Raw genomic sequence first — 15,146 nt, forward strand, 5'->3', positions numbered from 1 at the left:
AAGTAGGTCATAGTGATCCGGTGGTTCTGAATGGAAGGGCCATCGCTCAACGGATAAAAGGTACTCCGGGGATAACAGGCTGATACCGCCCAAGAGTTCATATCGACGGCGGTGTTTGGCACCTCGATGTCGGCTCATCACATCCTGGGGCTGAAGTCGGTCCCAAGGGTATGGCTGTTCGCCATTTAAAGTGGTACGCGAGCTGGGTTTAGAACGTCGTGAGACAGTTCGGTCCCTATCTGCCGTGGGCGTTTGAGAATTGAGAGGGGTTGCTCCTAGTACGAGAGGACCGGAGTGAACGAACCGCTGGTGTTCGGGTTGTCATGCCAATGGCATTGCCCGGTAGCTACGTTCGGAACTGATAAGCGCTGAAAGCATCTAAGCGCGAAGCAGGCCTCGAGATGAGTTCTCACTAGACTTTTAAAGTCTCTGAAGGGCCGTTGAAGACTACAACGTTGATAGGCAAGATGTGGAAGTGGTGTGAGCCATTAAGCTAACTTGTACTAATTACCCGTGAGGCTTAACCATACAACGCCAAACGCGTTTTGTGTGATAGTTGAACAAGCGAAGAAGTTAATATAACTAAAGTAGATATTACTTAGAAAGACTTAAAAAATATTATCAGATATTTTCCAAATTCAGTTAGTACGTAGGAATACGGATTAACAACCAAATTTGCTTGGTGACAATAGCGTTTTGGACCCACCTGACTCCATGCCGAACTCAGTAGTGAAACGAAACAGCGCCGATGATAGTGTAGCATTTGCTATGTGAAAGTAGGACATTACCAGGCTTCAAATACAAGAAAGCCCGATTCGAAAGAGTCGGGCTTTTTTACGTCTATAGGAAAGTAAAGTTAAGCATTTCTTTCTCTAAAGCGCAGCGTCTCCTATGCGAAGCGCCTCTTTGTGAACAGTGTTTTGGCTATCGAATGCATTGAGCGATGGTAGTGCAACATTTCGCTGTGACTCTTCACCGCGGTGAAGAGTCACAACATTCTGCGGCGTAGCGCACCGACTTCAAACACAAGAAGGTGCTATTCATCAAAGGCGGTTATTTTTTACCTTTGAGACAAAAGGTAACAAGCGTATACCCATTAGTAGCAAAGTGTTAAAGCTAGAAGATGAGCTTCTACTAATGAATATATAGTGAGGTTATGCTTGTGCATAGTTTGACTTATTGCCCAACCAGCGTTGAATGAGTGGCTCTATATGCTGTGGGTACTGATTTAACATCTGTTGTGCAATGGGTCTTACTTGATTCAGAGTTTGTTTATCCCGGGTTAAATCAGCAATCTTAAATTCTGCTAATCCTGTTTGCTTAGTTCCAAGTACTTCACCTGGGCCGCGTATTTCTAAATCACGCTCGGCTATAACAAAGCCATCGTTACTATCTCTGAGAACACCTAAGCGCTTTTGAGCGGTATGCGATAATGGTGCGTGGTATAAAAGTACACAATGAGAGGCAATACTACCTCGCCCTACACGCCCGCGTAACTGGTGTAATTGTGCTAAACCTAAGCGTTCTGGGTTTTCAATAATAATTAGGCTTGCATTAGGCACGTCTACACCTACTTCAATTACTGTTGTTGCCACTAAGACATGTATCAAGCCCTTTTTGAAACTATTCATAATAGCTTGTTTTTCAGCGGGCTTCATTCGCCCATGCACTAAGCCAATATTTAAACTTGGCAGGGCATCTTTCAGTTGTAGGGCACTATCTTCAGCAGCTTGGCATTGTAGTGCTTCTGATTCATCAATCAGTGTACAGACCCAATAAACTTGGCGGCCTTGTTCTTGGCAAGCTAATTTAACGCGAGCAATAATATCGTCACGGCGTGTGTCTGGAAGTGCTACTGTTGTGATAGGTGTACGCCCTGGTGGTAACTCATCAATAATAGATACTTCTAAGTCGGCATAAGCTGTCATCGCTAGAGTGCGCGGAATTGGAGTTGCAGTCATTACGAGTTGATGTGGGTAACAGCCATTAAACTGGCCCTTCTCTCTTAGTGTTAAACGTTGTTGAACACCGAATCGGTGTTGTTCATCAATAATTATGAGTACTAGGTTGTTAAACTTCACTTCATCTTGAAATAACGCATGTGTACCCACAATCATTTGTGCTTTGCCAGAGGCTATCTTTTCTAGTGTTTCTAAGCGCTCTTTACCTTTTGTTTTGCCACCAAGCCATGCTACATCTATCCCCAATGGCTCAAACCATGAGGTAAAACTAATGCCATGTTGTTCTGCCAGTATTTCAGTGGGAGCCATCAAGGCGACTTGAAATCCTTGAGCTATTGCAGTTAATGCACTTAGTGCGGCAACTAAGGTTTTACCCGAGCCTACATCGCCTTGAACTAAACGCATCATAGGGTAATGGTGTTGTAGGTCAGATTTTATTTCTGATACGACACGATTTTGTGCGTTTGTTGGGGCAAAAGGTAGTTGTGATAAAAATTGAGGCTCTAATTTATTCGTTGGGCTAAGAGATGCCGCTTGTACCTGTTGACCTTGCTCTCTTACTTTTAATAGGCTTAGATTTTGTGCGAGTAATTCCTCAAATACTAAACGCTGCTGAGCAGGGTGTATTCCTTGCTCTAGTTCAATAATGTCGGTATTACTAGGTGGGCGGTGAAGCAACAGTAAGGCATCAGCTAGTGCAAGTTGAGAAGGTTGCCATTGCACGGGTAACAGTTCTTCAACAGAGTATTTATTTAGCAGATCTATAGCTTGTTCACTTAGCGCCCTAATTAATAATTGCTTTAAACCATCTGTTGTTGGGTACACCGGCGTTAATGTTGAAGCTGTTGGCTGCTCATTAGGTGTGTCACTTAAACTGTATTCTGGATGACTCATTTCAAAGCCAACTCGCCCGCGGCGAACTTCGCCGAAGCAGCGTATTATTTTGCCAGGGCTTAATGCATTTTTCTGAGCTGCACTGAAATTAAAAAACCGAAGTGTGAGCCTAGCAGTCCCGTCGTTTACTTGTACAACTAGCATCCGTCTTTTACCAAATGTGATTTGGCTTGTTTCTATTGTGGCTTCAATGCTGACGTGGCTATGTAATGATAGTTCGTTGATAGAATAAATACGGGTTCTATCTTCGTACCTAAGTGGTAAGTGAAAGAGCATATCTTGCACGCTTTTGATACCTAGCTTTAAAAGGCGCTCGGCCATTTTGGGTCCTACCCCTTTAAGTTCTGTAATGGGGTATTGGCTTAAGCTAGGTTTAGACAATGTAGGCTCAAATCTTTTTATTTGTGAATGAGTTAAGTGTACTCACAGGCTTGCTAAGCATCAAGCATGTTTTAAAGCATGCCAAAATTCATCATCAGCAACTATTTCACCCTCCTCATCAAGTGGCGGATAGGGGAGTTTTTTTATACGGCATTGCTTGGCTATAATCGGGTGGTAGCCTTCAAAATACATAGGGTGTTTTATATCTTCGCTCAACATGTTACGGCTATATAACCCTGCCTTTTCGCGTTGATGTTGTGCTTCAAATAAAATGAGTGCTGCAGCCACAGAAACATTCAGAGACTGCACCATACCTTGCATAGGAATAATTATGTTTTGATCTGCATGCTTAAGAGCTTGTGCAGAGATCCCTGTTTTTTCTTGCCCAACAATAATTGCTGTGGGTTTTGTGTAATCTATTTCTCTAAAATCAACAGCATCTTCACTCAAATGAGTTGCTAGTATTTGTACATCTGGGTTGTGCTGTCGCATCATTGCAGCTGCATCATCAATATTTTTATGCAGGTGTGTTTCTAGCCAATTTTTACTTCCACCAGATGTATTATTAGTCAGCCATTTTTGGTTTTCAGGCCATACAGCATGCACATGATGGCAACCTACTGCATCGGCGCTTCTTACAATAGCCGATAGGTTATGGTGTTTATGTACGTCTTCTAAACATACGGTTAAGTCGGTTTGGCGACGCGATAAGACGTCTTTAATTCGTTGATAGCGATTATGCTGCATGGTGATCCTCTTTTTTGTTAATTATACGAAATTTTATGTATTAAGGCATCACTGTACGGCTAATTGGGTTCTGTAACGAAATAAGCGTCTCGGTGGACTGAATGGCTTCTATCGCTTGAATTTTATTTATTAATACATCCTGTAAGTGGTCAATTGATTTAGCCATTACTTTAATAAAAATACTGTAATTACCGGTGGTGTAATAGGCTTCAACAACTTCTTCAAGTGCTTCGAGTTTAATAAGTGTTTCAGGGTAGTCGCGTGCATTATTTAAATTAATACCAATAAAGCAACATACGTCATAGCCAAGTTGCTTTGTATTTATACTTAATTGGGTACCGGTGATAATTCCTGCTTGTTTTAATTTTTCTACACGCACGTGAATGGTGCCTGCACTTACGCCAAAACGTTTAGCTAATTCTGCATAAGCAATACGGGCATTTTCCATTAAAGCGTGAAGTATCTGTTTATCGAGATTATCGATTTGATAATTTTCCATGGTGTTTACTTATTTAAATTCGTGAATCTTCATTTTGTTGGGGTGTAAATTAAATTATTTTATGTATTAAAGCTATTTTTATTATTGGTTATTGAATTAAAAGTTTAAATCGTTACAGTATCCTCATTAGTGGCGCGCTTTAGGTGTGTTATTAAAAATAAACTAGGTAACAATAACTGGGAATGAGGCCAATTATTATGAGTTCACACTATGTGCAGCAGCAGTTGCAAATAAGTAGCGTTAAGCAATTTTTTTCACGGCAACTAGAAAAACAGTTAGGGCTAGTCGAAGTTCAGGCACCTATTCTTGCAAAGTTAGGTGATGGCACACAAGATGATTTAAGCGGTCATGAAAATGCTGTGGCAGTGAATGTAAAAGCGATTACCGATAGCCAATATGAAGTTGTTCATTCGCTAGCAAAATGGAAACGTAAAACGCTGGGTAAGTATGGGTTTAGTTTAGGTGAAGGGCTTTATACTCAAATGAAGGCGCTGCGCCCAGATGAAGAGTCGCTAAGTCCTATTCACTCGGTTTATGTGGATCAATGGGATTGGGAAAAAGTAATTTGTGAATCAACAGAGCGTTCTTTAGCGACCCTTAAGCACACAGTTGCATCGATTTATGAAGGCATTAAAGAAACAGAACAATTTGTTAGCGAACACTTTTCGCTTAGCCCTTTTTTACCACGCGATATTCAATTTGTGCATAGTGAAGAGCTACGTAAAATGTACCCTGATCTTACTGCTAAAAGTCGTGAAAAAGCAATTGCGAAAAAATACGGCGCTGTATTTTTAATTGGCATTGGCGGTCAATTAGGCGATGGTCAAATTCACGATGTAAGAGCGCCAGATTATGATGATTGGTCTACGCCAACAAGCGAACACGACATAGGGCTCAATGGTGATATTTTAGTATGGAACCCAATATTAGAAGACTCTTTTGAGATATCCTCTATGGGTATTCGCGTAAGCCCTGAAGTACTTAAAACTCAGCTAAATATTACAGGTGATAACGAGCGCCTGCAATTAGAGTGGCATGAGGCATTATTAAAAAGGCAGTTCCCACAAACTATTGGTGGCGGTATTGGGCAATCACGTTTGGCTATGTTATTGCTGCAAAAGGAACATATTGGACAAGTTCAAGTTGGAGTATGGTCAACACAAACACATGCAAGCGTTGAGGGTCTACTCTAATGAAAGATATAAGAGTGCTCTGATGAGCACTCAGGTTCACGATGTTTTAAACTCAACTTCTACTTTATTATTCATCAGTTTTATTGTGCAAGGTGGGTAGTTGCGTGTTGTTTTTAACGCCTTATCAAAGATATGTATTTCTACCCCTGAATGCAAAACAGTATTAACAACCAAATTTGCTTTAGTAAGTAGTTCGTGAAGATTATTTTCTAGTGATGAAAGCTGCCTTTCATAATGTTCTGCTTGTTGGCAAAGGTGTAGTTGAGTTGCGCCAATTTTACTAATTAACTCATTTTTTTTCTCTGGATCTTTAAGCAAATCTGCTTTTTCTAGTGCTGGTTGTAAAGAGTCTAATTGCTGCTCTGTTTTAGCAAGCTCTTTAAAGCATTCGTCAGTTTCGGCTGTAATATCGGCGCCGGAACGTGCTAAATTAATAACCATTTTAGCACCTGATTCGTTTCCTATTTCACCAGCAATAAGCGTTGTAGCATCTAAAATTTCACCACCAAATATCTTACCTTTAGGTAAATCTGGTTGGCCTACCTTTAGTGCATGGCGTGCCTTCATAATACAGTGGCTAGTTTGTCGTTCGATAAAAATATTTGCGGCTTCTATATAGCAATATTGAGAGTGGGATACATGAATGTCACCTTCACATATAAGTTTACACGAAAGCGATTTATCGTCAGACTTTTGATGCCCAATAACGCCTTGCTTAACAGTAATATTGCCGCCGGCCGTTAACTCACCAGATTCAACGGTACCAAATATTGTAATATCACCTTTGGCGGTTACTTTCATACCAGGGTCAATATTACGGGTAACAATTACACTGCCTTCAAAGTCAATATGGCCGCTTTTAACGTTTACATCGGGAATAGTAAAAATATCGTCTACACGCATTCCGTTAGTAATTTCAATAGGCACACCTGAAATGGTTGATACCAACTCCAGAGGGTTAAGTTTAGAAATCTCGGTACCTTCACCGGCAACAAGTTGTTTATTGTCCCCTGGTTTTGCCGGTAGTATATCGCCAAGAACAGTAAAGCCTTCTTTTCCTGGTGTTGCAGGTTGTTGTCGTATTAGAACTGCGCCAGGCTCAACACTTGCCATCTTACCAAAGTCACGCATATCAACGCTGCCATCTTCTTTGAGCTTTGGGGTTTTTAAATGGTCTTTTAAAGTTCTTACTTTAGTAACGAGTTTAGTTGCCAAGCCATCGCTGGGCAGGCGGCCTTGCGCTAAAATACCTTGTACCACCTCACCTGCTTTAGCTGTAAATTGCTTTTGTAATAGTTGTTCTAAGTATGCTTGCTTATAACCACGAACTATACCCGCTTTGACTAGCTGTTTTTTTGCATCATCTAGGCTGAGTAAATCACCGCCTTGCGCGACGGTAAGCTCGCCAGTAGCCATCATTTTATCGTCACTGATGACTACCTCTAACTTTGCATTGTGTTTGGTCGCGACGACAAGTACTGGCTCAGTACTTTTATCTTTAAAGAATGCATTAATTGCGTCGTAATCAATTTTACAGTCGCAAAATTTAGACATTTCTATCGCTTCAATAACAAATGTAGCACTTGGAGGCGGGTGTTTACTGACATCGAGTAAAACATTCCCATTATGAGCAAGCTTAAACACAGCTAATCCTTTTTAACCACTAAAGTTATAGTAAATTAATGACATAGTTACAGAGTGATAGAAATTTAGGGCGGAGTCAAGATAGTAAGAATAACAATATAGTACAAAAAGAGGACAGGTGTGAGCTATAGAGTGGGTCTATAGCTCAGGAAAATATTAGTTAGTTGAAGGCAGTTCCATTATTCCGTCAATCTCAACTTGTACACCTTTTGGTAAAGCGCGTACACCAACTGCTGCACGTGCAGGGTATGGCTGCTTAAAGTACTGGCTCATCACCTCGTTAACTACAGCAAAGTTAGATAAATCGGTTAAATAAATATTTACTTTAACTAAGTCTTGAATTTTACCACCGGCTTCTTCACATACTGCTGTGATATTTTTAAATACTTGATGTGTTTGCTCACTAAAGTCTTCTGATATAACTTCCATAGTCTCAGGGATTAATGGGATTTGACCAGACAAGTATACTGCAGTGCCTACTTTAACTGCTTGGCTGTAAGTACCTATTGCTGCCGGTGCTTTTTCGGTAGATATAAATGCTTTGTTCATGTTTTTCCTATATTATTTTTTACGATAGACTTTTTGCACATCAGGCATCACACGAATTTTACGCATAATGTTGGCAACATGGACACGGTTTTTAACGGTGACTCCAAGGTCTATTACATATAAATTACTTTCTTTTTCGTCGGTCGCTATTTCAACAATGTTAGCTTGAGTTGTAGCAACCACATTGGTTAACTTAGCCAGCGCACCTTGATGATTAATAATCTCTACTCTTAGGGCTGCTATGTATTCTTTTTCAGGGTTATCATCCCATTTTACGACCAAGTATTTAGATCGCTCACTTTCCCAGCCACGAATGTTTTTACATTCTTGGCGATGAACGGTTAATCCTTTGCCTTGGCTTATATGTGCAGTAATTGCATCACCAGGTACAGGACGACAGCATTTAGAGTAATTGACCAACATACCTTCTGTGCCAATAATGGTCGCTTTGGCTTGTTTAGTTATATCGGTTAAATCGTCAGAATCATTTTGTAATAAACGCTTGGCAATAAGTACGCTCATTAAGTTTCCAGCGCCAATTTCTACAAGCAATTCGAGCAAGGTTGAGAGCTGATGCTCTTCAAGAACGCGTGCAATGTTTTCATCAGGAATACTATCTAACTTATTTTCGCCTAATGCAGAGTCGAGCAAACGCCGTCCAAGTAACATAGCTTCTTCATGGTGTTGGCTCTTAAGGTAATTACGAATACCTAAACGTGCTTTGCCCGTTACTATAAAGTTAAGCCAGGTTGCATTAGGGTGAGCGCCTGAGCTGGTGATCACTTCAATGGTTTGGCCAGTATCTAACGGTTTACTTAGCGGATAAGGTTTTCGATTAACACGCGCACCTACACAGGTATTACCTACATCGGTATGTACTGCATAGGCAAAATCGACCGCAGTGGCACCCATGGGTAGTTCAACAATTCGGCCATCTGGGGTAAATACGTAGATTTCTTCAGGGAATAATTCTGTTTTAACGTTTTCAATAAATTCAAACGACGAGCCCGCACTTTGTTGAAGTTCAAGCAAACTTTGCATCCATTGACGAGCACGTTGCTGAGACGTATTTCCTGCACCATCACCTGCTTTTTTATACATCCAATGTGCTGCAACTCCTTTGTCGGCCATATGATCCATATCATGGGTTCGAATTTGTATTTCTACAGGAATACCATGAGGGCCAACAAGCGATGTATGTAACGATTGGTAACCATTTGTTTTAGGTACTGCAATATAATCTTTAAAGCGAGTTTCAATAGGTTTATATAAATTGTGCGCAACGCCTAACACGCGATAACACGTATCCATTGAATCAACGGCAATCCTAAAGGCATAAATATCCATTACTTCGTTAAATAGTAACTCCTTATTTAACATTTTTTTATAAATGCTATAAAGGTGTTTTTCGCGTCCAGATACCGTAGCAACAATACCAGACTCTTCTAGGCGAGCTTCTACTTCGGTTTGAATGTTGGAAATAACTTCTTTGCGATTTCCTCGCGCTTTAGCCACTTCTGACTTAAGTGCGCGATGGCGCATAGGGTATAATGCTTGAAAACCTAAGTCTTCAAGTTCATTTTTTATATCGTGAATACCCAAACGGTTTGCAATTGGTGCGTATATTTCAAGTGTTTCACGAGCGATACGGCGACGTTTATCAGGACGAAGAGCGCCAAGGGTACGCATATTATGCGTTCTATCGGCAAGTTTGATTAAAATAACCCGAATATCTTGGGTCATTGCCATGATCATTTTACGATAGTTTTCAGCCTGAAACTCTTTTTTATCTTTAAAGCTAAGTTTATCAAGCTTACTTACACCTTCAACAAGCTCGGCAACGGTTTCACCAAAAATCTCAGCCAAATCTTGCTGGCTAAAGTCGGTGTCTTCAATTACATCGTGCATTAATGCTGCCATGAGTGTTTCATGGTCAAGGTGCATTCCAGCTAAAATTTGAGTTACTTCAACAGGATGAGTAATGTAAGGCTCGCCGCTCGAGCGAGTTTGTCCTTCATGGGCCTCTCGTGCTACAACGTAAGATTTTTGTACCAGCTCTACTTCAGCAGCAGGTAAGTATTCAGAAATTTTCTTTTTTAGACCTTCAAAAAGATACATTCACACTCCAATGTTCTAGTGAAGCAAATTAGGTAACGTTAAGTTAAGAATATACGATGAAAAGAGAGGATTGCCAACGGCTATAGTAGAAATACTGTGCCGTTGGCTAAATCAGACCGGGAGGTCGATTATTGGTTGCCACCAACAATAGCAGCAACAGCAGCAAGTTCAGCTGCTTCTTGATGTTGTTGTTCTTCGCGATCAATTAAATCCATTGATGCACTATCAACAAGGTTTAATTCAATTTCACGTAAAGCAACAACGGTCGGTTTATCGTTCTCTGGGTCTACTAGTGGAGTTTTACCACCAACAGCAATTTGGCGGGCACGACGAGCCGCAACTAAAATTAAGTCAAAACGATTACCAACTGCATCTACTGCATCTTCAACTGTTACGCGAGCCATCTCAGCACTCCAAAAATAATTTAAAAGCAAAGGCGTAGTTTACTGCACGCAGGGACTTTCGCCAATAGGTAGTGGTCAATTTTTATCAGTTTTACTGATATGAGTAAGTTTAATAACCTTAATTTACTTTAAAAGGTCATTTAGCAATTTTTTGTTACGTACTTCTTGAACACTTAATGTTAAACGCTGTGCCATAACAATCGTTTCTATATCATTCAGAGCAGTATCAAAATCATCATTGACAATAACAAAATCGTACTCGTTAAAGTGAGATGTTTCAGATTGTGCTTTGGCCATACGAGATGCAATAATCTCTGCAGAGTCTTGACCACGGTTATTTAAGCGTTGTTCAAGTTCTGCTTTAGAAGGCGGTAGAATAAAAATAGTTTGTACACTTGGCATAATTTTACGAACTTGCTGCGCACCTTGCCAGTCTATGTCTAAAAATACATCTATGCCTGCATTAAGTTGCGACTCAATGGCTTGTTTTGATGTACCGTAATAGTTATCGAAAACTTGTGCCCATTCAAAAAAGTCATTTTTCTCAATCAGAGCTTTAAACTCATCGGTGGTCACAAAGTGATAGTGGACACTATTCTCCTCTCCTGGACGAGGTGAGCGAGTAGTATGCGATACCGATACTTTCATATCCGTATGTTTTTTGAGTAACGCATTAATTAAGCTAGACTTACCTGCACCTGATGGTGCCGATAAAATAAATAAGTTTCCGCGAGTTTGAGCCATCTTTTTCTCTATCTAAAAATAAACAGGCTTGAGTTACAAACATAACTCAAGCCTTTAACTACCTTATTGTACTTTATTTAGCTAATTGTGCTCAAGTGAGCTAAATGCACATTATGGATTATTCTATATTTTGAATTTGCTCACGCATTTGCTCGATCAAAACTTTAAGCTCAACAGCGGCATTTGTAATATCGCTATTAATAGACTTAGAGGCGAGAGTATTTGCTTCGCGGTTAAACTCTTGCATCATAAAGTCTAGACGTCGACCACATGCGCCGCCTTTTTTAAGAATTTTTTTAGTTTCTTTAACATGAGACTTTAAGCGGTCTAGTTCTTCAGCTACGTCTTGTTTTTGTGCTAGATAAATTAGTTCTTGCTCAAGACGAGACTCGTCAATATTTGTCGTTAAATCTTCTAATTTTTGTTCGAGCTTCTCACGTTGCCATTTAGTAATTTCTGGCATGTGAGTTTCTACAGTGTTCACTTGCTCTAAGATGGCATCAAGGCGAGTTGCTATCATTTCTTCTAAATTTGCGCCCTCATCACCCCGTGCTGATTTAAAGTCCTCAATTACTTCATCTAGCCCTGCAATCAGAGCTGTGTTTACGCTGTCCATATCCAGTTCTTCGGCTTCCATTACGCCAGGCCAGCGCAAAATATCAACTGGGTTTATATCACCATTACTTTGCTGTTGAACCCATTTAGCACTATTTATAAGTTGTTCAGCCAGTGCTTGATTGATTGATAACTCACCAACATGAGCTGGATTTGCAACAAACTTTAAAAATACTTCTACTTTACCGCGCTGTAAGTGTTTACGTAAGCGTTCACGAATAACAGGCTCCATCCCACGAAATTGCTCTGGTGCGCGAATAAAGGTTTCAAGGTAACGTTGGTTAACTGATCGAACTTCCCAAGTGCCAGTGCCCCAGTCGCCTTTTATCTCGCGACGCGCATAAGCTGTCATACTGTGGATCATGGATGGTTTCCTAAGTTTTATAATACATAATTAATTTTTATTATACCGAAACACTCTCCAACCTCTAGGGAAAATTTAAGTAGCTGAATGTTTTGCAACCAGGTATTTGTTAAATCAGCATGGTATCTGTACTCACATACACTTATAATGTGGCAAATTATGAATTAAGGGGATCGTCAATGCGTCCAAGCCAAAGAACATCAAACCAAATTAGACCTGTATCATTTACACGCAATTATACTTTGCATGCAGAAGGGTCTGTACTTGTTGAATTTGGTAATACCAAAGTACTTTGTACAGCTACGGTTGAATCGGGCGTTCCGCGTTTCATGAAAGGCCAAGGTAAGGGATGGATAAATGCTGAGTACGGTATGCTTCCAAGGTCAACACACACACGAAATGCTCGTGAAGCGTCTCGTGGCAAGCAAAGCGGCCGCACAATGGAAATTCAACGTTTGATTGCACGCGCACTTCGTGCTGCAGTTGATTTAAAAGCGCTTGGCGAAAACACGATTACTATTGACTGTGACGTTATTCAGGCCGACGGCGGAACACGCACAGCATCAATAAGTGGTGCCTGTGTTGCACTTGTTGATGCACTAACGCATATGCGCGCAAAAGGAATGATTAATTCAAACCCACTCAAACATATGATCGCTGCTATTTCAGTTGGCATTTATAAAGGCCAAGCTATAAGTGATTTAGAATACATTGAAGACTCAGCTGCTGAAACCGATATGAATGTAATTTTAACTGAAACGGGTAAAATTATTGAAGTTCAGGGGACTGCTGAGGGCGAACCGTTTTCGTTTGATGAACTTGATGAGTTACTTACATTAGCGAAGCACTCTATTCGTGAGATCATCGACGTTCAAAAGCAAGCATTAGCATAGATAGGCAGGCGGCAAACATATGAAAGATTACCAAAAAGAATTTATTGAATTTGCGCTAGAAAAGCAGGTATTAAAATTTGGTGAGTTTACTTTAAAGTCAGGACGAACTAGTCCTTACTTTTTTAATGCAGGGCTTTTTAATACTGGTCGTGATTTAGCGCGCTTGGGGCGCTTTTATGCTGCGGCTTTAGAAGATGCCGCAATAGAATACGACGTTCTATTTGGTCCAGCTTATAAAGGTATTCCAATTGCTACAACTACAGCGGTTGCGTTGGCTGATCATTACAACAAAGATGTACCTTATTGCTTTAACCGAAAAGAGAAGAAAGCGCATGGTGAAGGCGGTACATTAGTAGGGTCTGAACTTAATGGCAAAATTATGTTAGTTGACGACGTGATTACTGCCGGTACTGCTATTCGTGAGTCAATGGAAATTATTGCAAATAACGGTGCTGACCTAAGTGGCGTATTAATAGCTTTAGATCGTCAAGAAAAAGGTAAAGCTGAGCTTTCTGCTATTCAAGAGGTCGAACGTGACTTTAATACGCAGGTAATCTCTATTGTTAAACTTGCTGATCTTATTAGCTACCTTGAAAACCAAGGAACAATGAGTGAGCACTTAGCAACAGTTAAAGCGTATCGCGATCAATACGGCGTAGCCTAAACATAAAGCCTCGCATTGCGGGGCTTTCTTTTGACCATATTAAAGAGCTTATCAATGAAAGATGTATTAAAACCTAATGGTTTAGGATTCAAACGTGTTTTTAAAGCCACTTACTGTTCTTATCTTGGCTTTAAAGCAGCGTTTAAAGAAGAAGCTGCATTCAGACAAGAGTTACTGATCTGTATTATTCTTTTTCCTTTTTCATTTCTGCTGGCATCTTCATTACTTCATTGGGCAATTCTTATGTGCTCACTATTGGTGGTATTAATTGTTGAACTATTAAACTCAGCCATTGAAGCTCTCACTGATCGTGTTAGCACAGAGCTACATGTTTTATCAGGCAGGGCAAAAGATATGGGTTCTGCTGCTGTTACGCTCTCACTGATGATCCTTGTGATCTTGTGGGGAGTGAGTTTGTATATGAAGATCATAGGATCCTAGCCTACTGCATCAATGAAAAATTGATCATGCATGTTAATAAAATGAAAGTAATGTTGTTTTTTTAGTGTGTTTAGTTCAAATACTCATCGAACAACATGTTTTTTCACGTTTTCTTCAAAAAAGGGTTGATCTGTTTTTGGATCTCCCTATAATGCGACCCCACTGAGACGGCAGAGCAGGCAACGCTTAGCGAGGCAAGCAAACCACTCAGTGAGTCGAGTAAAACTTAGGTTTATATTTTTATAAAGTTTAAAATTAAGTGTTGACAAAAACACAGGAAAGCGTAAGATTCGCTTCCCTTGAGTCGCTAAGGCAACTCAAACGTTCTTTAACAATATAAAGCAATCATCTGTGTGGGCACTCGTACAGATTGAGTTCTAACAGCCAAGCTGCTTCGGTAGTGAGGCAAACAAATTAGAGTCTCAATTGAAACTGAGTGACCAACAGAATAATTACTTAGGTAGTTATTCAGCACAGTCAATTCAATATCGAAAGATATTAAATAAATTCAGAATTCATTGAGCTGTCGAAAGACATAAAACTTTTTAATTGAAGAGTTTGATCATGGCTCAGATTGAACGCTGGCGGCAGGCCTAACACATGCAAGTCGAGCGGTAACAGAGAGGTGCTTGCACCTTTGCTGACGAGCGGCGGACGGGTGAGTAATGCTTGGGAACATGCCTTGAGGTGGGGGACAACAGTTGGAAACGACTGCTAATACCGCATAATGTCTACGGACCAAAGGGGGCTTCGGCTCTCGCCTTTAGATTGGCCCAAGTGGGATTAGCTAGTTGGTGAGGTAATGGCTCACCAAGGCAACGATCCCTAGCTGGTTTGAGAGGATGATCAGCCACACTGGAACTGAGACACGGTCCAGACTCCTACGGGAGGCAGCAGTGGGGAATATTGCACAATGGGCGCAAGCCTGATGCAGCCATGCCGCGTGTGTGAAGAAGGCCTTCGGGTTGTAAAGCACTTTCAGTCAGGAGGAAAGGGTGTGAGTTAATACCTCACATCTGTGACGTTACTGACAGA

The 15,146-nt window shown here is 40.7% G+C and carries 13 protein-coding genes and 3 rRNA genes; 7 read left to right on the forward strand and 9 right to left on the reverse strand.

Going from position 1 to position 15,146, the window contains the following annotated elements; genetic code table 11:
- Both ATS76_RS10760 and rrf read left to right on the forward strand, forming a co-directional pair.
- Positions 1-528, forward strand: a 23S ribosomal RNA gene (locus tag ATS76_RS10760); the annotation flags it as partial.
- Between the two features lie 150 nt (positions 529-678).
- Positions 679-793 (forward strand): 5S ribosomal RNA (rrf, locus tag ATS76_RS10765).
- A gap of 361 nt (positions 794-1,154) precedes the next feature.
- Here rrf and recG read toward each other — a convergent pair.
- Genes recG through asnC form a run of 3 tightly spaced genes read right to left on the reverse strand, consistent with a single transcriptional unit; the run spans position 1,155 to position 4,482 of the window.
- Complete coding sequence (recG, locus tag ATS76_RS10770) at positions 1,155-3,236, reverse strand: ATP-dependent DNA helicase RecG (protein WP_058552151.1); 2,082 nt, start codon at positions 3,234-3,236, stop codon at positions 1,155-1,157.
- 60 nt (positions 3,237-3,296) lie between these two features.
- Positions 3,297-3,983, reverse strand: a complete 687-nt coding sequence (gene trmH, locus ATS76_RS10775; RefSeq protein WP_058552152.1) for a tRNA (guanosine(18)-2'-O)-methyltransferase TrmH — start codon at positions 3,981-3,983, stop codon at positions 3,297-3,299.
- A gap of 40 nt (positions 3,984-4,023) precedes the next feature.
- Complete coding sequence (gene asnC, locus ATS76_RS10780) at positions 4,024-4,482, reverse strand: transcriptional regulator AsnC (protein ID WP_058405249.1); 459 nt, start codon at positions 4,480-4,482, stop codon at positions 4,024-4,026.
- Positions 4,483-4,679: 197 nt separating this feature from the next.
- Between asnC and asnA the strand changes: the two genes are divergently transcribed.
- Positions 4,680-5,675, forward strand: a complete 996-nt coding sequence (asnA, locus tag ATS76_RS10785; protein ID WP_058552153.1) for an aspartate--ammonia ligase — start codon at positions 4,680-4,682, stop codon at positions 5,673-5,675.
- 36 nt (positions 5,676-5,711) lie between these two features.
- Here the strand turns inward: asnA and ATS76_RS10790 are convergent, their stop codons facing one another.
- The 6 genes from ATS76_RS10790 to ATS76_RS10815 form a co-directional block, all read right to left on the reverse strand.
- The gene (locus tag ATS76_RS10790; RefSeq protein WP_058552154.1) at positions 5,712-7,319 is read right to left on the reverse strand and encodes a DUF342 domain-containing protein; all 1,608 of its coding nucleotides are present in this window, start codon (positions 7,317-7,319) and stop codon (positions 5,712-5,714) included.
- 156 nt (positions 7,320-7,475) lie between these two features.
- The gene (locus tag ATS76_RS10795; RefSeq protein ID WP_058552155.1) at positions 7,476-7,868 is read right to left on the reverse strand and encodes a RidA family protein; all 393 of its coding nucleotides are present in this window, start codon (positions 7,866-7,868) and stop codon (positions 7,476-7,478) included.
- Between the two features lie 12 nt (positions 7,869-7,880).
- On the reverse strand, positions 7,881-9,986 hold the full coding sequence (gene spoT / locus ATS76_RS10800; RefSeq protein WP_058405253.1) for a bifunctional GTP diphosphokinase/guanosine-3',5'-bis pyrophosphate 3'-pyrophosphohydrolase: 2,106 nt from the start codon (positions 9,984-9,986) through the stop codon (positions 7,881-7,883).
- Between the two features lie 128 nt (positions 9,987-10,114).
- Complete coding sequence (rpoZ, locus tag ATS76_RS10805; RefSeq protein WP_058552156.1) at positions 10,115-10,390, reverse strand: DNA-directed RNA polymerase subunit omega; 276 nt, start codon at positions 10,388-10,390, stop codon at positions 10,115-10,117.
- A 123-nt stretch (positions 10,391-10,513) separates the two neighbouring features.
- Entirely contained in the window at positions 10,514-11,134 is a 621-nt protein-coding gene (gene gmk / locus ATS76_RS10810) for a guanylate kinase (protein ID WP_058405254.1), read from the reverse strand.
- Between the two features lie 118 nt (positions 11,135-11,252).
- A complete protein-coding gene (locus ATS76_RS10815) occupies positions 11,253-12,113 on the reverse strand; it encodes a YicC/YloC family endoribonuclease (RefSeq protein ID WP_058552157.1) in 861 nt (286 codons plus the stop codon).
- A 179-nt stretch (positions 12,114-12,292) separates the two neighbouring features.
- On the opposite strand from ATS76_RS10815, the gene rph reads away from it, so the two are divergent.
- The 4 genes from rph to ATS76_RS10835 all read left to right on the forward strand — a co-directional run.
- A complete protein-coding gene (rph, locus tag ATS76_RS10820; RefSeq protein WP_058552158.1) occupies positions 12,293-13,006 on the forward strand; it encodes a ribonuclease PH in 714 nt (237 codons plus the stop codon).
- 19 nt (positions 13,007-13,025) lie between these two features.
- Entirely contained in the window at positions 13,026-13,670 is a 645-nt protein-coding gene (pyrE, locus tag ATS76_RS10825) for an orotate phosphoribosyltransferase (RefSeq protein WP_058405257.1), read from the forward strand.
- 54 nt (positions 13,671-13,724) lie between these two features.
- Positions 13,725-14,111: a diacylglycerol kinase gene (locus ATS76_RS10830; RefSeq protein ID WP_058552159.1), complete on the forward strand. Its 387-nt coding sequence runs from the start codon at positions 13,725-13,727 to the stop codon at positions 14,109-14,111.
- Positions 14,112-14,657: 546 nt separating this feature from the next.
- Positions 14,658-15,146 (forward strand): 16S ribosomal RNA (locus tag ATS76_RS10835); the annotation flags it as partial.

It is taken from the genome of Pseudoalteromonas sp. 10-33, from assembly GCF_001469195.1.
In the GTDB taxonomy this organism is placed as follows: domain Bacteria; phylum Pseudomonadota; class Gammaproteobacteria; order Enterobacterales; family Alteromonadaceae; genus Pseudoalteromonas.